This window comes from Moraxella macacae 0408225 (assembly GCF_000320365.1).
In the GTDB taxonomy this organism is placed as follows: Bacteria; Pseudomonadota; Gammaproteobacteria; order Pseudomonadales; family Moraxellaceae; genus Faucicola; species Faucicola macacae.
This window is the reverse complement of record NZ_ANIN01000002.1, coordinates 460,578-481,075: the sequence shown is the minus strand read 5'-3', so window position 1 is coordinate 481,075 and position 20,498 is coordinate 460,578. Positions and strand designations below refer to the sequence as shown.

Genomic DNA, 20,498 nt, shown 5'->3' with positions numbered 1-20,498 from the left:
TTAGCTTGGTTGCTTGTTTTGTGGCTTTTTAACAATTGTCTATCATGGTTTTAATGTCGCTTAATGCTTTATCAAGATTATTGATATCACTTGCACCGCCTTGGGCAAAATCAGGCTTGCCACCGCCTTTACCGCCTAAATTTTCGCACAAGTTTTTGATGATATCTCCTGCTTTTATGCGGTCGGTTAGGTTTTTGCCAACGCTTGCGGTGAGGGCAATTTTGTCATTGCTTGTGCTTGCCAATACCACAATACCATCGTGTAGTTTGGATTTCATGTCATCTGCCACAGAACGTAAATTTTTGCTATCCATACCATCAAGCCGTGCAATTAACACCTTGATATCATTGATTTTTTCAATATTTTGGCTGAGCTCTTTGGCTTGAATGTTGGCTAGTTTTTGATTTAGGCGTTCCAGTTGTTTTTCTAAATCACGATTTTTATCGTTTAATTGAGCAACGCGATCGCCAATTTCGTGGCGTTTGGCTTTAAATTGATTGGCAAGTTTGGACAATTCTTTTTCGCCTTGTTGTACAAATTTTAACGCACCCAAGCCTGTTACCGCTTCAATGCGACGCACTCCAGCTGAAATGCCTTGCTCGCTAATAATTTTAAACAATCCAATATCACCGGTTCTGGCAACATGCAGACCGCCACACAGCTCGATAGAAAACGGCTTGCCTTGTTTGTCAATCACGCCCATAGACAACACACGCACGGTATCACCGTATTTTTCACCAAACAGCATCATTGCCCCACGGTTTTTGGCGGTTTCTATATCCAACACTTCAATGATCGCAGGCGTGTTGGCAAGGATTTGTTGATTGACAATGGTTTCAATTTTTTCAATCTCACTGTTGGTTAAGGGTTTGTCATGCGAAAAGTCAAAACGAAGCAGATCGCTGCTAACAAGCGAGCCTTTTTGGGTAACCGTATCACCAAAAACATGGCGCAAACTTGCATGTAACAGATGCGTGGCTGAGTGATTTTTGGCACTAGATGTACGCACTTGTTCAGCGACGCTTGCAAAACTTGTTTGTGTTACATGAATTTGCCCCATTTTGACAATACCATGATGGATAAACGCTTGTCCTGATTTTTTGGTATCAAGCACCTCAAACACACCGCTTGGCGTTGAAATTTCACCAAGTTCGCCCACTTGACCGCCACTTTCGGCATAAAACGGCGTTTTGTCAAGGATTAGCACGCCTTCATCACCCTCTGTTAATTCATTGACAGCCTTGCCATCTTTATACAAATGGGTAATTTCACTGTCAGCATGAAGCAAATCATAGCCTAAAAACTCGGTAGCGGAATCCACCTGAATTAAGTCATTATAATCCATACCAAATTTGCCTGCATCACGGGCACGTTGGCGTTGTGCGTTCATGCTGTTTTCAAAGCCAATTTCATCAATATGAATGTCTTTTTCGCGCAAAATATCGGCGGTCAAATCAGCAGGAAAACCGTAAGTATCGTACAGTTTAAATACGGTTTCACCGTTTAAGGTATCACCGGCTTTTAACGTTTCTAATTCTTGCGATAAAAGACGTAAGCCTTGCGACAAGGTTTTGGCAAATTGTTCTTCTTCTTTTAAAATTGCTTGTTCGATGTTTGTTTTATTGTCAATCAATTGTGGGTATGCACCGCCCATAATATCAGCCAAGGGTGTTACCAGTTTGTAAAAAAACGCTTCATTTGCACCCAATTTGTTGCCATGACGAACGGCACGACGAATAATGCGACGCAACACATAACCGCGCCCTTCATTGCTTGGAATGACGCCATCGGCAATCAAAAACGCCACCGAGCGAATGTGATCGGCAAGCACTTTTAACGACGGTTCGGCGTTGATATCGGTATCTTTTGGCATACCAATAATTTGGCAAGCGTGATTCATAAGATTGACAAAAATATCAATTTCATAATTGCTATGCACGCCTTGCATAATTGCACTGATGCGTTCAAGCCCCATGCCTGTATCTACGCTTGGAGCGGGCAAGTTTTCAAGCGTACCATCTTTTTGGCGGTTAAACTGCATAAAAACGTTATTCCAAATCTCAACAAACCGATCGCCATCTTCTTCAGCAGTTCCTGGCAATCCGCCCCAAATATGTTCACCATGATCAAAAAACACTTCTGTGCATGGACCACAAGGACCAGTATCACCCATTGCCCAAAAATTATCTGATTGGAATTTTGCCCCTTTATTATCACCAATGCGAATAATTCTATCAGCAGGTAAACCGACAACTTTATGCCAAATATCAAAAGCTTCATCATCGGTGTGATAAACGGTAACGTACAGTTTGTCTGTTGGCAAGCCAAGCCATTGTGGCGAGGTTAAAAATTCCCACGCCAATGGAATCGCAGTTTCTTTAAAATAATCCCCAAAAGAAAAATTACCCAGCATTTCAAAAAATGTATGATGCCGAGCGGTATAGCCAACATTGTCAAGATCATTGTGCTTACCACCTGCGCGCACGCATTTTTGTGAGGTTACCGCACGTTTATAATCGCGTTTTTCCAGACCTAAAAAAGTATCTTTAAACTGATTCATGCCTGCATTGGTAAACAAAAGCGTCGGATCATTGTGTGGCACAAGCGAACTTGAAGCAACAGGGGTATGTCCTTTAGACTTAAAAAAATCAATGAATGCTTGGCGAAGCTCATTTGAATTCATAAATTTTGGCAGCGTAGCTTTCATAACAAATCCTAAATTTAACAACCTAAATTTAATAACCTAAATTTAACAAAATAACGTTTCATTTTAGCATAAAATTGCCTAAATCACTAATAAAATACGCACCAATACAATGACAATTTATAATGACAATTAAAATTAAAATTCAACCCTTACTAATTTATAAAAAAATGTTATTAATCTGTAAAAACTGCCAACGATTTTTTCCTTGATATGAGTGTGGATTTGGCGTAATCTATTTATGAATTAAGTTAATTTAATCAATGATTGGCCTTGTTGACGGTCATTGCACGTAACAACTTATGTCTATAGCAACTTACTTTGTAACGAAGTTCTGTGAGGAAATTATGAACTGGCAACTTTTTAGTGTGATTTCTAGTATCGCATCAACTGTATTGGCGGGGATTTTGATTACTGTAGCGTTGGTGATAGGTTTTGATGAAATTCCGCACATTATCATGGCAGGAGTTGGTGGGATTGTGGTATCGTTTCCGGTTGCGTTTGTGTTAACCAAAAAAATCCAAACCCTAGGCATGCGTAAAGAATAACACTGGTAAAATTTGGCTTGGTGGGTAAGTTAAAATGAAAATCTTAGAAAAAACCTTGTTAAAACAAGGGGTTAAACCAAGCCGTGTATATCTATCTAATGACAAAGCGTTTTTGCATGTCAATTTATTAGATTTTTTTGCCAAAAAATTTAGTCATATTGATAAAACAACTTGGCAACAACGTTTTGACAATGCTTTGATTTTGGACGAAAATCATCAGCCAGTTTCTGCGAATACGCCCTATCAAGTAGGGCAGACCTTGCTGTATTATCGCGATGTGGGGCAAGAGCCGGCCATACCGTTTAAAGAGCGGATTTTGGCGGTAGATGAGCATTTGATTGTGGTAGATAAACCGCATTTTTTGCCTGTCATTCCAACGGGGCGATTTGTAAAGCAAACCCTGCTTGCACGGTTGCGTTCGCACCCTAAATTACAGCACTTAGATGTTATGGCAATTTCACCGATTCATCGGTTGGATAAAGACACAGCGGGCGTGATGTTATTTTCGCACAATCCAACAACTCGCAGTAATTACCAACAATTGTTTGCAAAAAAACAAATGCACAAAGTGTATGAAGCAATTGCACCAACGCGTCTGGATTTGGTTTATCCTTATCAAATTGCTTCAAGACTTGTGCGAGCCGATCGCTTTTTTTTGACAAAAACTGTCGCAGGGGAGGTGAATGCAATCACCAATATTGAACATATGGAGGTTTTACAAGGCAAATTGGCAGGGTTTAGTCGTTATCGTTTAACGCCATTAACGGGTAAAAAACACCAGTTGCGCGTGCATATGGCATCGCTTGGTATGCCACTGTTGTATGATGATTTTTATCCACTTGTCAAAACTCAAACCGCCCCAAATCTCACAACAGATTTTAAGTCAACAGATTTTAAGTTCCCATTACAGTTATTGGCAAAACAAATCGGTTTTGTTGATCCCATTTCATCTCAATACCGTGAATTTATCAGTCAACAAAATTTACCCACGGTTTGATTTTCTTAAGTTAGGTTAAAATTTAGGTTAAAATTTTTAAAAATAAGTTAATGCAGACAATGCCAACAATCATACTAACAAACAATTGTCTAAACATATGATAACTGATTAACACAAAAATTAATGCTAAAATTTGGGCGATCAATAATTTTGATGGGTTAAATTGTTGGTTGTTATCCAACCAAGCAAGCGAGGTTAAAATCAGCAGGATCATCACCGCTAAGGGCAAGGCCTTATTCACTGCCAATAATAAAGGTGAATTGAGTAATTTTTTTGGCAAAAAAGTTGGCATAAAGCGGATAATAAATGTTACCGATGCCATGCTAAATATTGCCACAATAAAATAAAGTTGGCTGTGCATAAATTTGTCTATTAAAAGTTATTACGTAAGGTTAAGAATGGGTTGAGTGAGTTTGCCAAAAATAGCGAGCGATAATCAGTAGGCTGCTTAATACAATTGCTCCTAATAACACCCACGATGGCATAAGCCACATTGCAAGCACAAAGGCGATACTGGCAAATACAATCGGATAAAGGGCGTTGGTATTTTTAAACTGTTCATAGCCTAAAATTACAAACAAACACACCAATGCAAAATCCAAATTTGGCACCAAATCATTTAAACCTGCACCGATAACCAAACCCAGTATCGTACCGATTAACCAATAGCTCCAATTTAACACGCTAATTGGCAATATCAATTTGGTGCGTTGTTGTGGAGTTAAGGTTGTTAGCAGCGAAAAGGTTTCATCGGTTAAACAAAACAAACAAATTAACCGTGCAATCGGATGCGTGGGAAGATGTTGAATAAGCGGTATGCCATAAAATGCCATGCGTAAATTAATAGCAAATGTGTTGCTGGCATGCGTAAAAAAGCCGACACCGCTTGCCAATAATGGAATGGAGGCGTATTGAGCAGCCCCTGCATACAAAATCATACTGGAAAACACCGCCGCCCAAGCAGGCAATCCTGCCGCCACAAACAACACACCATAAGCAACACCTGCAGGAATATAGCCCATTGCCACAGGCAAGGTTAATTTTAAGGCATCACGCCAGTCTAAATTTGATATCATGTAACGTAACAATGTAAATTTATTGGTTATAAATTATGAATTTAAAAAAACAAAAAATACCCCATCATTTGATAGGGTATTTTAACTTAATATTAAGATTTATTTAAATTGTTTGGATTAATGTCAATGGTTTCATCGTTGTAAATGGAAGCATTGCGATCTTCAAACACAACTTCTTCTTCAATAAATTCAGGTTTTACTTCGACAATAAAATCTTTACGGCTCATACCCATCCATAACGGAATAGCAGCGGCAATATAGACAGATGAAAATGTGCCTAAAATCAAACCAATAAATAACGCTACCGAGAACCAACGCAAACTTTCACCGCCTAAAAATAACATAGCGAGCACCACCAACAATACAGTTGAAATGGTCATAAAGGTACGGCGCAGTGTTTCAGTTAGGGATAAGTTGACGATTTGAGTTGGGCTAATGCCACGCACACGGCGAAAATTTTCGCGAATACGGTCAAACACCACAATGGTATCGTTAATTGAATAACCAATCAATGACAATACGGCTGCTAATACAGTCAAGTCAAACGGCCAACCAAACAGAGCAAACAAACCGACGGTAATAATTGCATCGTGAAACAATGCCAATACTGCACCCAATGCAAGTTTGGATTGAAACCGCACCGCCACATACAAAAACATACAAATCAATGCCACCGCTGTTGCACCAAAAGCACTTAAATAAATTTCGTTACCGACTTGACTACCGACGACATCAAGGTTTTTAATGCTTGCATTGTTATTTGGCAAATCAAGGGCTCTATCCAGTGTGGCACTTAATCCATCGATTTTTTCTTGAGGCGGTAAACGCAGCAAAATCTCTTTGTTGCTGCCTAAATATTGTACCGAACTGTCATGAATCTGTTGTTTTTGTAGGGCGGATTGAACTTGGGCTTGTTCAACCGGCTGTTCATACGCAACAGTTGCAGACACGCCTCCTGTAAAATCCAGGCCTAAATTTAAACCTTTGGCAAAAATTGCAATCAAGGCAACAAGGGTTAAAATCACCGAAAAAATTGCAAACGGTTTGGCAACTTTCATAAAATCAATGATATGCCGTCCGATTGGATTTTTTTCACCACCAAAATCTTGTCCAAAATCATCTGTTGGTTTTGGATTTTCTGTCAAGCTGTTTTCTAAGCCAGTTTGTGGGTTTTTTTGTTGGCTGCTTTGAGTGATGGCCTGATTGTCTGTATTTTTTTTATTGCTACTTAGGTTGCTACTTAGGTTTTTATTAATCCCTTTGCCATTACGGCGTGGCGTGCGACGTTCGCGTTTTACACTTTTATTTTGTGAAACTTGATAAACCCCTAAGTCTTGCAATTTTTGCTCGGCATTTTGGTTGTCAACGCTGTCTTCATTGTCTAAGTCTAAATTTTTGTTATTCATGTCAACTCCTTAACCAATGCTTAAACGTTTGACAGATTTGCGATAACCGTAAAAAATTTGCACCAACGCACGCGTAACGGTAACCGAGGTAAAAATTGAACTGGTGATACCAATTGCAAGGGTTACAGCAAAACCTTTAATTGGGCCTGTACCAATTGCAAACAAAATAAACGCCACCAATAATGTGGTAATTTGCGCATCAAAAATACTGCTAAAGGCGCGGTTAAAACCTGCCACAATTGCCGATTTTGGTCTGGTACTGCCAGTCAATTCTTCGCGAATACGCTCAAAAATCAACACATTGGCATCTACTGCCATACCGATGGTTAACACAATGCCTGCAATTCCAGGTAAAGTTAACGCCGATCCTAAAATTGACATAATTGCCAAAATCATCATTAAGTTAAACGCCAGTGCAATGTTGGCAATCAAACCGAACAAACGATAAAACACAAGCATAAACAAAAACACAAGCAAATAACCAACTTGAGTTGAGAAAATGCCTTTTTCAATGTTGTCTTGTCCCAAAGACGGGCCGATGGTGCGTTCTTCTACAAAATACATCGGTGCAGCCAAAGCCCCAGCTCTTAATAACAATGCCAATTCAGATGCTTCTGCATTGTTATCCAATCCTGTGATTTGGAAAGTTGATCCAAATACGCCTTGAATGGTTGCTTGATTAATAATGCGACTTTCAGAGTAGGGGGTACGCACCTCTTTATTTTCACCTGTTAGCGGATCTGTTTCAAAGCTAATGCGTTGTTTGTTTTCGATAAATAACACAGCCATTTGTTTGCCAACGGATTTTGCTGTGGTATTTTGCATAAGTTTACCGCCTTGACTGTCAAGGGTAATGCTAACTTGTGGCATACCATGATGATCAAGCCCTGCTTGGGCGTCTTGTACGTTTTGCCCTGTTACGATGGGTTGGCGTTCTAAAAGTGATTTTTGTGGGCTGTCTACTTCACCAAAAGAGTAACTTTCTGTACCTGGGGGTAAAATTTGGCTAGGGTTTGCTTGCCAATTGTTATTTTCATTGGCAACCATACGAAACTCAAGGTTTGCTGTACGTCCAATCACCCGCTTTGCCTCAGCGGTATCTTGAACCCCTGGCAATTCTACCACGATGCGATTTGAACCTTGTGATTGTACCACCGCTTCAGCAACGCCAAGTTCATTGATGCGGTTGCGCATGGTTGTCAAGTTTTGCGTAACTGCATCTTGAGAAATTTGTGCCAATGCCGTTTCGGTTAACGTCATGTTAATACTTGCGCCTTTATCACCAATCACAGGCTGTAAATGATAATTTGCCCCAAAACGGTTACGCAGTGTATTTAACGCTTTATCACGTTGTGCGTTATCGGAAAATGTCAAATTTAAACCATTTTTAGTACTGCTTAATCGGTCAAGCGTAATTTGTTGTCCGTGCAGTTCATTGCGTACATCTTGACTGGCTGCTTCTAAGCGTTGGCTGATGGTTTTGCTCATATCCACTTCCATGACAAAACGCACACCACCGCGCAAGTCAAGCCCTAATTTTACAGGAGCGGCTCCGATTTTGCGCAACCATTCAGGTGTAGTTTGGGCAAGGTTTAAAGCCACCACATAATTATCGCCGAGTTTTTCACGCAGAATTTGTTGGGCTTTAATTTGGGTTTCACCAGATTCATCGGCTATTTTTAGCAATGCTGAATTGCCATCAAAACTATTATTTGTGGTTTTGATGCCTTGAGCGTTTAAAATTTGTTCGGCTTTTGTCAACACATCATCGGTCAACACCGTACTGGCAGATGAACCTGTAACTTGCACCGCAGGTTTATCAGGATAAAGATTAGGCAGGGCATAAATGCTGCTAACCAACAGCACAATGCCAATTAACACATATTTCCAGATGGGATATTGCATAACGTGAACTTCTTAATCGTGAATAATAAAGGATTGTGAAATCATAAAGATCTTGCACAAAATATCTTAATAAACGAAAAACAGTTTAAATTGTTTGTTTAAATTGTTTTAAGTGAAACTATTTTAAACTGTCAATCGTTCCAACAGGCAACACCGAAATAATAGACGCACGTTGAACCATGACTTCTTGAGTTGCATTTAACGCAATCACAGCATATTCCCCTTGTGTGCGTTTTACCTTACCCATTAAACCGCCTGCAAATACAACTTCATTGCCCTCTTTAATGGCATCAATCATTTGGCGATGTTCTTTGGCACGGCGACTTTGTGGGCGGATAATCATAAAATAAAAAATTGCAAAAAACGCAATTGGCAACAATAATTGCATAAACATAGAAGATGCCGTCCCTGTATCCGCTGTAGATTCGGCAAATGCTGATTGAATAAATAACAACATAATATAACCTTAAATAAAATAAACAAAATAACTGATAATGATAACCGATTTATTGCTATTAATAAATAAAAATCAATATAATAAATAAAAATCAATAAATTTAGCGTGATTGCATAAAAAATTGTATGAAAAATTTAAAATTGTATGAAAAATTTAAATTGCCAAAACAGCAAAATCAAATCATTGATAAAACCCAACAAATTATTGACAATCATCTGGCAAAATGTGGTATGCTAGTTATGACAGTTGTAACAAATCATTTCTTTTTTAAAAAGTGAAACTGAATGAATAAACCAATTTTTACCACGAAAGTTTTTACCACGCAAGCAGTTTTTACCAAAACCATGCAAGCTGCCCTGACATTAAGTTTGGTTTTGGTTAGTAATTTTGCTGCAGCCAATATCAGCGAAAATGATATTAAGCAATTTGCCCAAAAAATGCACCAATCCGCCAACAGCAAAAACATTGCTCAAGTCAGTCGTTTGATTGGCGACGATGCTTTAATTTCTATCTCGCGACGCGGTGTTACCAGTACTTTAGATAAATCCAGTTATCTAAACCTACTACAAACCAACTGGGCAAAAGCCACAGATTACCGCTACACAATTCACATTAACAACGTGATCAGCACAGGCGATCAAGCAAAAGCCGACATCGTTACCACGGAAGTTATCAGTGAAAATGGCAAAACACTCAACATGACCACCACATCACGAGCCACGTTTAGCCAAACTACAAAAGGCGTGGTGCTAAGCCGTGCCATTAGTCAGCTAACCATTCAATAACCCAACTTTTTAATTTTGCTTTAATGATGGTTGGCATTTGGCATAAACATGTTTATAGCATAAAAATATTTAGCATAAAAAACGCACAAATCAATGTGCGTTTTTATTATCGTAATTTTTCATTAATTTTTTACAATACACTTTTGGCGTTTTTGTATTGAAATTATTTCTTTTTGCCTTTTGCTGGTGCTTTTTTTGGAGCAGGGTTTACCGCATCTTTTAAGCCTTTGCCTGCTTTAAAGTTTGGTACTTTGCTGGCTGGAATTTGCATTTCTTCACCTGTTTGTGGGTTACGACCTGTGCGAGCTGCACGCTCTTTTACTGCAAATGTGCCAAAACCAACCAAGGCAATGCTATCACCTGCTTGTAGTGCTTCACCAACGGTGCTGATAAAGGCGTTTAAGGCATCGGCAGATTGTGCTTGGCTTAAGCCTGATTTTTTAGCAATGCTTGCAACTAATTCTGATTTGTTCATAAAGATATCCTCTAGTTGTAATGGTACAATTTAACTTGTACATGTTAACTTGTAAAATTAACCTGTACATATGAGAACTTGTACATAAGATTTGACAAAAAACTAAAAAAATTTTAGTGTTTTAAGAATTATAAGTAAAGTTTTATCAATAAACAAGTGATTTAGCAAGTTTTTAAAAAACACATTTTAAAATTTTTCAAAAAATTGATAAAAAACATATTTTTTTGATAAAAAATTATCTCAATGGCTTATAGATTAAGGGTTTAAACAAAAATAAGCAAGTAAATTTTGTAATTTTTTGCCAAATTTATGCAAAAAAATTCATTTTGCTTCATTTTTTACCAAAAAAAACGTTTTTTAACGCGATTTAATCAATCTTCTATTGTACTAAGACTTTTAGCAATGTATTATTATGATAATTTTTTTGTTTAATGAGTGAAAAGCCTTGAATGTATCCGATGATTTAACCAAAGACAGCCAAAATCGCAATCAAATTGAGAGCAATCAAACCGACAATCAGATACCGCCAATTTCACAAATCGGCAATAATCGCACACAAAATCCACAAATTAACCAACAAACGTTGAGTAAAACGGCGTTGGACGTGGTGTTGGTGTTGTTAGAAACCTTGCTTGCGTTGTTGTTGCGTTTTGATGCAAATTTGCGCCAGGTGGTGTATCCGCTTGCACAACAAAACTTGGTGCTGTGCGTGCGCAGTTATGTGCCACATGTTACAATTTATGCAACCTTTACTGTGAATGGGGTTTTGCTAGACAGCGAATTACGCCCAAATCAACAAATCCATGTAACGATTAACGGCTTTAGTTTCCAAGTGTTGCAGGCGTTGTTTGGCAATAAAACATCGGTGCTTAAACAGTTGCAATTTCGAGGGGAAGCTGATGATGTTGCTAACGTTAAGGCGTTTTTTGCTGCGGTTGCTATTAGTAATGTGGTGCAAGAAATTGTTGCAAAATTTACGGATAAATCTGGTGAAAAATCTGAAAAACCGAAAAAAAACCTTGAAAAATACCAGCAAAAAATTGACGAACAAAAACAAGAAATCAACACCTTAACCATAAAAGTCGCTGAAACCAGTACCGCTTTATTAGAAGCCAAAAGCCAAAACAAAATCCTAAAAATCGTTCTTTTGGTGGCGGTGCTTGTTATTGTGGTGCTTGCAATTGTCATCATGCGATAAACTTAGGTCAATCAAGCCTAAAAAAACAACACACTAAACCCAACATGCTAAACCATAAAAACAAACAGACAAAAACAAACAGATAAAAACTACCGTAAAATCATGAGGTTGCTCAAAGACAGTGTTATTTATGTAGCCGGAGAGGTGCTGGCAAAAGCCACACCTTTTTTGTTGTTGCCCTATCTTACTCGCACGCTTGGTGTTGATGGTTTTGGTGAGTTGTCTTACTATTTGTCGCTTGTGGCCTTTTTGCTGATTGCGATGGGGTTGTCGCAAAACAGTTCAATCAGTCGCTATTATTATGTGTACGGCAAACAAGGGCTTGGCAATGTGCTTTTGGTGGGCGGATTGTATGGTTTTGTATGGTTAATGCTTGGGGCTGTGTTAAGTTTGTTGGTTGGTAATGAGTTGCTATGGTATTGTTTTAGCATGGCTTTTTTGCAAACATTGCTACAAAACCAACTCGCTTTACGCCAATGCCAAAAATTAGCCCTACATTATTTTGGCATTCAAATCACCTTAAGTATGACAAACTTATTATTAACAGTTATTTTATTTAATCTGTTTAGTCATGATGTAAAAACGCGCTTGGTTGCTATTAATTTGGCGTATTTGTTTACTTGTATGATGGCTTTTTTATTGGCAAAGCGCCAGTTTAAGTTAACTTTTCGTCCAACGTACAGGCGATTAAGTTTGGCAATGCGTTATTTGCTTGGTTTGGGTTTGCCCTTGTTGCTCCATGTTTTAAGTTATACCATGAAAGGACAGCTTGATCGTGTGTTGATTTATCAACAATTTAGCGAACATAAGTTGGGTATTTATGCAGCAGGCGTGCAGGTTGCCAGCAGCTTAAGTGTTGTGATTATGGCAATCAATACTGCAACCATTCCGTATCTGTACGAAAACTTAAAAAATAAACGCATGACTTTAGCTAAACTTCAATATTTTTTTTGGCTTGGTTTAGGCATGGTTCCTGTGATAACTGTCATTGCATGGTTGATACCCGAGGCGGTGTATGCATGGTTATTAGGGGCGGATTTTATTGCCAGTCGCTATTATACGCTTGTGTTTGTATTGGCATTTGCTTTGACGATACCTTATTTGGTGTTGGTGAATTTTTTGTTTTATCATGGCAAAAACCAACAAATTTCCACTTGTTCTGTGTTGTCTACTTTGGTGTATTTGCTCGCTTTGTGGCTATTTAGTCAAATAAAGTTGAGTTATATACCGTTTGCCAGTGTGCTAAGCAATTTGGCAATTTTACCATTGTTATATTATTTTACAATTAAAGTGAATAAAACCTAAATGAAACCCAATCTGATTATCTGCATGACTCCGCTTCAAGTGCTAATTGCACGCAAAATCATTGAGCGACATTCGCAGGATTTTATTGGTATTTATTTGGCAGAAACTGATAACGCCAAGCATCGTTTTTATAGCCAAAAATTGGCACAACAATGTTTACGCCACGCTTATATCAGCCTAAATACGGATAAATCAGCAACCAAATGGCAAAAATCACTGGCAAAATTGCAACAATTCACAACAGTGAAACAGCAGTTAATGCGACTAAATATTTGGCAACAGCCCATATCAACTGTGTTTTTAGCCAATATGGATTTAATTATACCCCAGTATATTTTAGCAAAAGTTAATTATAAAACGTTAAATACATTTGACGATGGCACGATGAATATTTTTCCAACAAGCCGTTATTTTTTACCGAAAAAACAACCTTTTGCCAAATGGTTGTTTAAAAAAATGCTGGGAATTCAAGCAGATGATCTGAATAAAATTTTGGCAAAAACTCAGCAGCATTACACGATTTTTCCTGATAAAACCAATATTGTTGCCAACCCAATACCGATTAATTTGTTTAGTAAAACTTATCAAAATTTAAAGACAGTTACTGCTACAACACGCATTTTGCTTGGACAGCCATTTGACGATATTATCGGCGAGCAAGCCTATCAAACCATGATTAATCAAACCATAAAGGATTATCAAATCAACTATTTTTACCCTCACCCACGAGAAAATAGCCGTTTTGATGATACATTGCCAGTGATTAAAACACAAAGTATTATTGAAGATTATCTAATCAATCAGCTTGAACAACAGTCCAATACCGTATTTGAAATTTACACTTTTACCAGTACTGCTATTTTTTCGTTACAAGCCTTACCAAGAGTCAAGGTTTTTGCGATTTTGCATGAGTTTTTGCAAGCAGATTTTGCCCAAAATTATGAATTTTTACAAACGCAAGGCATTCAGATTTTACCGGAACAAAACCATGACTAAATCAACGCAAAAACATGCTTTGCTCGTGCAGGCTCATAAAAATGTGGATTATTTTATTAGGCTTGCCGATTATGAAAAAAATCTCAATATTTATGTGCATTTAGATAAAAAATCTGATGAATTTACACGCCTAAAATCTCAAAATTTACCAACAAATTTTTACTTAATTGAGGAGCGAATTTCGGTGTTTTGGGGTGGATTTAGTCAAATTTTGGCAACCTTAACGCTGTTTGATAAGGCGATGTCCTTGCCTGAAAATCAATTTTTTCATTTGGTGAGTGGCGAAGATGTTTTGTTGCAACCAATTGAAATGATTGAAAAAAATTGGCAAGCAATTTACAATTTTGCTCCTATGATAACCTGTAAGCAAAATCAAAGCTACAATTACCGTTTTTTGTGTAACGCAATCCACGCAGATACGGACTGGCAACGACAGATTGTGGGTAAAATTTTGACCAAAATGCAGCAGCTTTTCGCTAAAATTTATCTGCTGGTTGTCAATCCGAAACCTGTGTATTTTGGTTCGCAGTGGTTTTCTATCACGCGATCTGATTGGCAAAAAATTTTACCATTTTTGCATAAATATGAGCAATTTTTTGTCAAAAAACTAGTACCCGATGAACATTTTTTTCAAACTTTACTAAGGCAAGAAACGCAAATTAGCCTAAGTAATATTAATAAACGCTATATTATTTTTGATAAAAAAATTAACAATGCCAACAGTCCAATTTATCTAAATTTTGCTCAATTGCAACAAGCCAAACAACAAGGCAACTGGTTCGCTCGCAAGGTCAATCAAGATGTGGCAACTGCTTGGTTGCTTGCTGATTTAAAACAGGAGGGCAGGTGAAATTTTCGGTGTTGATGTCGCTGTATGCCAAAGAACAACCAAATTTTTTGGCAGAGTGTTTGTTAAGTTTAACTAAGCAAATTTTGCAAGCCGATGAAATTATTTTGGTGTATGATGGTCAAATTGGCAGGGATTTACAAGAGGTTGTTGATGGATTTTTGCCAAAATTACCGCTCAAAATCATACAATTGCCAGCCAATGTTGGCTTGGGTAAAGCGTTAAATGCAGGACTAGAGCATTGTCAGTTTGAGTGGGTTTTTCGCATGGATACCGATGATATTTGTGTGTCCGAGCGTTTTGCCAAACAAGTGGATTTTATCAAAACTCAGCCAAATATTGATGTGGTCGGTGGGCAAATTATTGAATTTGAACAAGATTTTTTACAAGCAGATTGTTTACAAACAGATTGTTTACAAACCAAGAACGCAAGAGTTGTACCAACATCACACGATGCGATTGTAACATATGCCAAATCTCGCAACCCTATCAATCATATGACGGTGGCGTTTAAAAAATCAGCTGTGCAAGCGGTCGGCGGTTATCAGCACGCTCCTTTGTATGAAGATTATGATTTGTGGGTGAGATTGTTAAGTAAAAATTATCGATTTGCCAATTTGCCAGATGTGCTTGTGTATGCCAGAGCAGGGCAGGCAATGTATGAACGCCGTGGTGGATTGGCTTATGCCAAAAATGAAATGCAAATGCAGGTTAAATTTTGGCAATTGGGTTTTGTGTCGGTTTGGCAAATGATAAAAAATTTGGCAATTCGCTTGCCTGTGCGTTTGTTGCCTAATAGACTGCGTTCGATGATTTATCAAAAATTATTAAGAGGTTGTTAAGCTAATACTAACAAACTAATGTTAACAAACTAATGTTAACAAACTGATTATTGCTGTAAAGCACGCCGATTGGGGGTTAATTTTTTTACCATGGTTTCGCTAAGTGGCAAAATCTCACCACAAATCAGCCCTGCGATCAATTCGCTACAAATTGGTGCATAAGCATAACCCTTTGAACCTAAAGCACAAAAAGTCCATAAATGCGACGTTGTGCTAAAATCTGCGTGATACACTTGACCTACCAATGGTAAATAATCCACCGTTTGACAGCGAATGCTGGCTCGCCCTTGCCAGTTGTGCAAATTTTGTTGAAAAATTGCTCGATTGGCCAAATCTGGAATAAAATTTTGCAAATCCTTGATATTACTGATTAAATCGGCAAGTTTTGCTGTGGTGTCTAACGTATCGCGCACAAAACTTGCCCCAAGCATAACAAAATTTTGTTTGGTGTGGTTGTCATAAAACTTAGCACAATAACCGCCGTATTTAAGTGGTATGTTTGGCAGTGTTGCGGCGGTTTTTGGATCGATGGGTAGCCAAGAAATTTGACCGCGGCTGTGATTGAATTTTTTAAGCTGTGGTAAAAAATCACAGGTTGCCAGTGCAGTGGTTAAAATTAGGTGATCGGCGTTTTGATTCAAATCACTGTTGTTAAAATTTAATCCAATTTGTTGATTTTTTTGCTGAAAACTTTGTAATTTAGCTTGGATAAAGCGAATGTTTGGCAACGATAAAACCGCTTGAGCAAAATTTTTGGTATGGATTAAGCCAGATTTTGGGGTAAAAATCGCTTGTCCTAATGCAAAATTGGTGTGTTGTTTGGTTGCATTTGCATCATAAAAACTGGCAAATTCTTTAGGAAAATCAAAATCTTTGTTAAGATTAATGCGATTATGTACCAACAAATCCAAACAGCCTGTGGTTTCTAAAATCTCAAAATTTGTTTGGTTTTGTAAAGCTGGATAAAACCGGCAGCTTGCCAAAAAACCGATGGTGTGCAAATCGTATTGCAACCTATGCAGTGCGGTTAATTTTGGTGCAAGCACGCCACGAATGTTGCCAGATGCCCCACAGATTGGAGCGTTTTTGTCAAAAATCGTGATGTCATGTCCGCGCATTGCCAGTGCATACGCACAACTTAAACCAGCAACGCCTGCACCGATGATGCTGATTTTTAAGGGTTTTTTGCTGTTTTTTACTTTACTATCAGTTGGGTGAATATTTGGTAAAACAAAATTTTGAGTTTTTGCTTGTTTTGTGTGTGTTCGGGTTTTTTGTGTTTGCAAAAATGGAATTTTTGTCCAAAAAGGTGGAATTTTTTTGTTGTATTGAAATTTAAGTTGGTGCAAATGATGGGTGGTTTGTTTGGCTGTTGTTTGATTTTGTGCATCGTCTTTGGCAAAAAAAGCTGTTAGCATTTCACGTTTTTTACCAAAACCTTTAACTTTTTTTAAACAAAATCCTTGGTTTTTTAAGTTATTTTTTACGATATTTGCGACACTAAAAGTTGACAAGGTGGTGGTTGCTTTAGATAAGCGTTTGATTTGGCTAAATAAATTTTTTTCCCAAAGCTCACTGTTGCACGCAGGAGCAAAACCGTCTAAAAACCAAGCATCGACTTTTTGATGTCCTATGATTTGGCTTAAACTTTCACAAGCATCGCCAAGCCACAGATCAATGGTAAGGCGATCTTGCCAAAAATTCAAACGATGACAACCTGCTAAGGGCGGCGGATAATTTGCCAAAAGCTGTTGAGAAAAAGGCGCTAATTCTTGCCAAACTGCCAAGGCTTGTTGTAAGTCTTTGGCAGTTAACGGAAATTTTTCGGTGGTAATGATATGTAAATGACTGTTTTTATTGGGGTTTTTTTGGGTAATTTTTTGCCAAAGTTGCCACGTGGCCAGTACGTTTAAACCTGTACCAAAACCAATTTCAGCAATGACGAACCTTTGATAATCATCAAGATTTTCTAATCGGTTTTGTAAGTTATTTTGTTCAATAAAGACATAACGGCTTTCATTCAACCCGTTTTCTTTGCAAAAATAGACATCAGCAAAATCGGTCGAAACAGGTATGCTTAAGCCGTTGTTATCGGTTTGCCATGTCAAATTGGCACAAGTCATTTTACTCATTGATGATTTGCTCGTTTGTTACCAACCGCGTTTACGTCCAAGCACAAAAAAGCTCAACATTGCTCCTGCAATAAAGCTAAGCAAGGCAGTAAATGCGCCATAAATAAACAATTGTCCGCTAAAATCATGGGTTAATACACCAACTTGGGCGTTGAGACTGTCAATTTCGCGCTGTAACTCGGTATTTTTAGCCAATAATTGTTGGTTCGCTTGTGAAAGTTGACTGTCGGAGGGCTTTGTCATTTGGGCTAAGGTTGGTGCGTTTGGGTTTGCTGCTTGAGTGGTTGTTGAAGCGATTGGCGAATTGACGGTTACACTTACCTCAGCTTGGCTATCAGAAATTAGTAAGATCGTTGATAATAAAGCAGTTTTTAACAGTTTCATTACTTTTTCTCATTTAATTGTTTTTGTATGTTGGGGTTTAAATGATTTTTTAACACAGCAAATTGTCCCACCATAAAAATGAGCATGACAGGTATCCAACCATAGGTTTTAAAGTTGATCCACGTTTCGTTGCTGCTAAAAAAGGCAAAATAATATTGTAAACCGGCCATAATGACAAAATAACCAACCCAAGCCAAGGTTAGATTTTGCCAACCTTTGTTGGATAATTGAAAAAATTGATTCATAGCAAACTTTAATAAAGGTTTGTTAATAATCACACTGATGAGCAAGGCTATGGCAAAAACGCTGTTAATCACGACGGATTTCCATTTGATAAAGATGTCGTTGTTAAACGCAAGACTTAATCCGCAAAATAAGATGGTTAAAATCAATGTAACCCATTGTTGTTTGTTAAGTTTGCCTTTTTGTTTGCTAAAATGTACGACATACACGGCTAAAGTTGCGATCAATAACGCCCCTGCACCTGCAATGACGCCTTGGGTTTTGGCAAAATAAAAAAAAGCAACCAGTGGAATTAAATCAAGTATAGCAGTCATAAAAAAATCCGAATAATTTAATGTGGTTAGTTTACACATCTGTGCTAAAATGGCAAGTTTTTATTGAAAAAATTAGCATTGGGAATGACATAATGCCAACCGATATTGAAAATCTACTGAAGCAAAGTCCGATTTACACCGTTTTACCGTTTGATTTGCACTGTCATAGCACGCGTTCAGATGGTACATTTTCGCCTGCTGAAGTTGTGCAAAAAGCGTTTGATAACGGAGTAAAAGTTTTGGCATTGACCGATCATGATACGATTTTAGGCCTTGCAGAAGCCAAACAAACTGCAAAAAAACTTGGCATGTTGTTGATAAATGGCGTGGAGATCAGTTGTCGACATCGCATTGTTGGCGGTTATAGCAAAAAGCCCAGTCAGGCAGAAAAAGTCATTCATGTGCTGGGCTATGGTTTTGACAACCTTGACAAAATGGGTGATCGATTATTAGCCATTCAACAATCTCGCCAAACGCGCGGAAAGGCTATGTGTGAAAAAGTGGCAAAAACGTGTCAAGTGGATTTTGATGAATTTTGGCAAGCGGTTTTGACAGAAGCCAAGGGCAATCCACAAGCCGTTGGGCGGATGCATATTGCCAATGTGATGGTGAAAAAAGGTTTTGTAAGCGATGTACAAAAGGCATTTTCACGCTATCTTGGTGATCACAAAAGCTGTTATGTGGCATTGGATACTTTGTGCTTAAAAGATTGTGTGGATTTGATTCATGCTTGTGGCGGAAAAGCGTCATTGGCGCATGCCACTTGTTACAATTTAACCGCCAATAAAATTAGAAAACTGATTGCTGATTTTAAACAAGCAGGAGGCGATGCGATTGAATTGCCTCAAACCAACGAAGCCCAGTCTACTCGCCACATGATAGATAGGTGTATTAAAGAGCATCAGTTGCTTGTGTCAGTAGGCAGTGATTTTCACGGCATAACAAGCCCATGGCGGATTTTGGGTAGGGTGCCAAAATTACACGATGGACAAATTGGAATTTGGCAAAAACTTTGAGAATAATTCATCAGTTACAAAAATTACAAAAATTTATATAAAATCAACCGACACAAGGGCAAAACCATGGGCAACCGTTTATCAAAAATTTACACGCGTACAGGTGATGATGGCACAACAGGCATAGCAGATGGTTTGCGCTTGTCAAAATCGGATTTGCGTTTTGAGGCTATGGGTGCAATTGATCGCCTAAACGCCCAAATTGGCTTACTGCATGCATTGATTGACGAAAAAAACACGCTGAATGATAAAGATAACCTAATCAATCAATTAAGTATCATTCAACACAAACTGTTTAATATTGGCGGTGAGATTGCCTTGCCAAACCACCGCGAAATTGGCTATCTTGCGATTAATTCTGATGACATTGGTGTGCTTGAAAATTGGATTGATGTGTACAACGATAAGTTGCCTTATTTAAAAGAATTTATACTGCCGGCTGGATCTGTTGCTACAGCCAATGCACACATTGCACGCACGCTATGTCGCGATGCTGAACGGGTTTTAATCCGCTTAAATGAGCGCGATGGCAATATAAACTGTGAAACTTGTCAATATATGAACCGTTTGTCGGATTTTTTGTTTGTGCTTGCCCGCGTGTTGGTGCGAGCCGATAGCGGATCAGAAGTGCTTTGGCAAAAGAATTTGTAAAATTATTGACAAAAGATAATTAAATGGCTAAAATAAGTCGCTAATTTTTATTTTAAAATATTTTTTATTTTAAAATACTTGTACTGTTTGTACAAACATCGTAAAAAATTAGGATAAAAAATTGGTGTCGTGTATCCAACAACTTAACAGACAAAAACTTACATTTTATGAAAGGCTGGGCAAATTGTGCTTAGCCTTTTTTGCTGTTTATCCGCCA

Annotated in this window: 20 protein-coding genes; 10 read left to right on the top strand and 10 right to left on the bottom strand. The window is 38.1% G+C overall.

The genetic code is table 11. The annotated features are described in order from the left end of the window. Positions 1-28: 28 nt before the first annotated feature. Positions 29-2,707: an alanine--tRNA ligase gene (gene alaS / locus MOMA_RS07680; protein ID WP_009501957.1), complete on the bottom strand. Its 2,679-nt coding sequence runs from the start codon at positions 2,705-2,707 to the stop codon at positions 29-31. A gap of 344 nt (positions 2,708-3,051) precedes the next feature. On the opposite strand from alaS, the gene MOMA_RS07675 reads away from it, so the two are divergent. Next, positions 3,052-3,252, top strand: coding sequence for a hypothetical protein (locus MOMA_RS07675; RefSeq protein WP_009501955.1), 201 nt, complete (start codon positions 3,052-3,054; stop codon positions 3,250-3,252). 34 nt (positions 3,253-3,286) lie between these two features. Continuing rightward, on the top strand, positions 3,287-4,249 hold the full coding sequence (locus tag MOMA_RS07670) for a pseudouridine synthase (RefSeq protein ID WP_009501954.1): 963 nt from the start codon (positions 3,287-3,289) through the stop codon (positions 4,247-4,249). Between the two features lie 22 nt (positions 4,250-4,271). Here MOMA_RS07670 and MOMA_RS07665 read toward each other — a convergent pair whose 3' ends face one another. The 5 genes from MOMA_RS07665 to yajC all read right to left on the bottom strand — a co-directional run bounded on the left by MOMA_RS07665 (position 4,272) and on the right by yajC (position 9,093). Beyond that, positions 4,272-4,610, bottom strand: coding sequence for an AzlD domain-containing protein (locus tag MOMA_RS07665; RefSeq protein WP_009501953.1), 339 nt, complete (start codon positions 4,608-4,610; stop codon positions 4,272-4,274). A gap of 31 nt (positions 4,611-4,641) precedes the next feature. Continuing rightward, positions 4,642-5,325, bottom strand: a complete 684-nt coding sequence (locus MOMA_RS07660; protein ID WP_009501952.1) for an AzlC family ABC transporter permease — start codon at positions 5,323-5,325, stop codon at positions 4,642-4,644. Between the two features lie 92 nt (positions 5,326-5,417). After that, on the bottom strand, positions 5,418-6,731 hold the full coding sequence (gene secF, locus MOMA_RS07655; protein ID WP_009501951.1) for a protein translocase subunit SecF: 1,314 nt from the start codon (positions 6,729-6,731) through the stop codon (positions 5,418-5,420). Positions 6,732-6,740: 9 nt separating this feature from the next. Beyond that, complete coding sequence (gene secD, locus MOMA_RS07650; RefSeq protein ID WP_009501950.1) at positions 6,741-8,636, bottom strand: protein translocase subunit SecD; 1,896 nt, start codon at positions 8,634-8,636, stop codon at positions 6,741-6,743. A 118-nt stretch (positions 8,637-8,754) separates the two neighbouring features. Continuing rightward, positions 8,755-9,093, bottom strand: coding sequence for a preprotein translocase subunit YajC (gene yajC / locus MOMA_RS07645; protein WP_009501949.1), 339 nt, complete (start codon positions 9,091-9,093; stop codon positions 8,755-8,757). A gap of 284 nt (positions 9,094-9,377) precedes the next feature. On the opposite strand from yajC, the gene MOMA_RS07640 reads away from it, so the two are divergent. After that, a complete protein-coding gene (locus MOMA_RS07640; protein ID WP_009501948.1) occupies positions 9,378-9,878 on the top strand; it encodes a hypothetical protein in 501 nt (166 codons plus the stop codon). 163 nt (positions 9,879-10,041) lie between these two features. On the opposite strand, the gene MOMA_RS07635 is transcribed toward MOMA_RS07640, so the two are convergent. Then, on the bottom strand, positions 10,042-10,353 hold the full coding sequence (locus MOMA_RS07635) for an HU family DNA-binding protein (protein ID WP_009501947.1): 312 nt from the start codon (positions 10,351-10,353) through the stop codon (positions 10,042-10,044). A gap of 445 nt (positions 10,354-10,798) precedes the next feature. Here MOMA_RS07635 and MOMA_RS07630 point away from each other — a divergent pair, with 445 nt between their 5' ends. The 5 genes from MOMA_RS07630 (at position 10,799) to MOMA_RS07610 (ending at position 15,541) form a co-directional block, all read left to right on the top strand. Then, positions 10,799-11,551, top strand: coding sequence for a hypothetical protein (locus tag MOMA_RS07630; RefSeq protein ID WP_009501946.1), 753 nt, complete (start codon positions 10,799-10,801; stop codon positions 11,549-11,551). Between the two features lie 102 nt (positions 11,552-11,653). Then, positions 11,654-12,856 carry an oligosaccharide flippase family protein gene (locus MOMA_RS07625; protein WP_009501945.1) on the top strand — a complete coding sequence of 401 codons (1,203 nt, stop codon included), beginning with the start codon at positions 11,654-11,656 and terminating at the stop codon, positions 12,854-12,856. Beyond that, complete coding sequence (locus tag MOMA_RS07620; RefSeq protein WP_009501944.1) at positions 12,857-13,852, top strand: glycosyltransferase family 52; 996 nt, start codon at positions 12,857-12,859, stop codon at positions 13,850-13,852. Then, a complete protein-coding gene (locus tag MOMA_RS07615; protein ID WP_009501943.1) occupies positions 13,845-14,702 on the top strand; it encodes a beta-1,6-N-acetylglucosaminyltransferase in 858 nt (285 codons plus the stop codon). The genes MOMA_RS07620 and MOMA_RS07615 overlap by 8 nt, the downstream gene beginning before the upstream one ends. Next, a complete protein-coding gene (locus tag MOMA_RS07610) occupies positions 14,699-15,541 on the top strand; it encodes a glycosyltransferase family 2 protein (protein WP_009501942.1) in 843 nt (280 codons plus the stop codon). The genes MOMA_RS07615 and MOMA_RS07610 overlap by 4 nt, the downstream gene beginning before the upstream one ends. Before the next feature lie 47 nt (positions 15,542-15,588). Here the strand turns inward: MOMA_RS07610 and mnmC are convergent, their stop codons facing one another. From mnmC to MOMA_RS07595, 3 genes are read right to left on the bottom strand one after another with little or no spacing between them, the layout of a single operon-like run. Further along, complete coding sequence (gene mnmC / locus MOMA_RS07605) at positions 15,589-17,673, bottom strand: FAD-dependent 5-carboxymethylaminomethyl-2-thiouridine(34) oxidoreductase MnmC (protein WP_009501941.1); 2,085 nt, start codon at positions 17,671-17,673, stop codon at positions 15,589-15,591. A gap of 18 nt (positions 17,674-17,691) precedes the next feature. Continuing rightward, positions 17,692-18,057, bottom strand: coding sequence for a hypothetical protein (locus MOMA_RS07600; protein WP_009501940.1), 366 nt, complete (start codon positions 18,055-18,057; stop codon positions 17,692-17,694). Continuing rightward, on the bottom strand, positions 18,057-18,614 hold the full coding sequence (locus MOMA_RS07595; RefSeq protein ID WP_009501939.1) for an inner membrane-spanning protein YciB: 558 nt from the start codon (positions 18,612-18,614) through the stop codon (positions 18,057-18,059). The genes MOMA_RS07600 and MOMA_RS07595 overlap by 1 nt, the downstream gene beginning before the upstream one ends. Positions 18,615-18,706: 92 nt before the next feature. Between MOMA_RS07595 and MOMA_RS07590 the strand changes: the two genes are divergently transcribed. Together MOMA_RS07590 and MOMA_RS07585 are read left to right on the top strand one after the other, a co-directional pair. Beyond that, the gene (locus MOMA_RS07590; protein WP_009501938.1) at positions 18,707-19,630 is read left to right on the top strand and encodes a PHP domain-containing protein; all 924 of its coding nucleotides are present in this window, start codon (positions 18,707-18,709) and stop codon (positions 19,628-19,630) included. 66 nt (positions 19,631-19,696) lie between these two features. Next, entirely contained in the window at positions 19,697-20,281 is a 585-nt protein-coding gene (locus MOMA_RS07585; protein ID WP_009501937.1) for a cob(I)yrinic acid a,c-diamide adenosyltransferase, read from the top strand. Positions 20,282-20,498: the final 217 nt, after the last annotated feature.

Bases quoted from the DNA above. Each gene is read 5' to 3' on its own strand.
- alaS (WP_009501957.1), bottom strand. From the start codon at position 2,707: ATGAAAGCTACGCTGCCAAAATTTATGAATTCAAATGAGCTTCGCCAA.
- MOMA_RS07675 (WP_009501955.1), top strand. From the start codon at position 3,052: ATGAACTGGCAACTTTTTAGTGTGATTTCTAGTATCGCATCAACTGTA.
- MOMA_RS07670 (WP_009501954.1), top strand. From the start codon at position 3,287: ATGAAAATCTTAGAAAAAACCTTGTTAAAACAAGGGGTTAAACCAAGC.
- MOMA_RS07665 (WP_009501953.1), bottom strand. From the start codon at position 4,610: ATGCACAGCCAACTTTATTTTATTGTGGCAATATTTAGCATGGCATCG.
- MOMA_RS07660 (WP_009501952.1), bottom strand. From the start codon at position 5,325: ATGATATCAAATTTAGACTGGCGTGATGCCTTAAAATTAACCTTGCCT.
- secF (WP_009501951.1), bottom strand. From the start codon at position 6,731: ATGAATAACAAAAATTTAGACTTAGACAATGAAGACAGCGTTGACAAC.
- secD (WP_009501950.1), bottom strand. From the start codon at position 8,636: ATGCAATATCCCATCTGGAAATATGTGTTAATTGGCATTGTGCTGTTG.
- yajC (WP_009501949.1), bottom strand. From the start codon at position 9,093: ATGTTGTTATTTATTCAATCAGCATTTGCCGAATCTACAGCGGATACA.
- MOMA_RS07640 (WP_009501948.1), top strand. From the start codon at position 9,378: ATGAATAAACCAATTTTTACCACGAAAGTTTTTACCACGCAAGCAGTT.
- MOMA_RS07635 (WP_009501947.1), bottom strand. From the start codon at position 10,353: ATGAACAAATCAGAATTAGTTGCAAGCATTGCTAAAAAATCAGGCTTA.
- MOMA_RS07625 (WP_009501945.1), top strand. From the start codon at position 11,654: ATGAGGTTGCTCAAAGACAGTGTTATTTATGTAGCCGGAGAGGTGCTG.
- MOMA_RS07620 (WP_009501944.1), top strand. From the start codon at position 12,857: ATGAAACCCAATCTGATTATCTGCATGACTCCGCTTCAAGTGCTAATT.
- MOMA_RS07615 (WP_009501943.1), top strand. From the start codon at position 13,845: ATGACTAAATCAACGCAAAAACATGCTTTGCTCGTGCAGGCTCATAAA.
- mnmC (WP_009501941.1), bottom strand. From the start codon at position 17,673: ATGAGTAAAATGACTTGTGCCAATTTGACATGGCAAACCGATAACAAC.
- MOMA_RS07600 (WP_009501940.1), bottom strand. From the start codon at position 18,057: ATGAAACTGTTAAAAACTGCTTTATTATCAACGATCTTACTAATTTCT.
- MOMA_RS07595 (WP_009501939.1), bottom strand. From the start codon at position 18,614: ATGACTGCTATACTTGATTTAATTCCACTGGTTGCTTTTTTTTATTTT.
- MOMA_RS07590 (WP_009501938.1), top strand. From the start codon at position 18,707: ATGCCAACCGATATTGAAAATCTACTGAAGCAAAGTCCGATTTACACC.
- MOMA_RS07585 (WP_009501937.1), top strand. From the start codon at position 19,697: ATGGGCAACCGTTTATCAAAAATTTACACGCGTACAGGTGATGATGGC.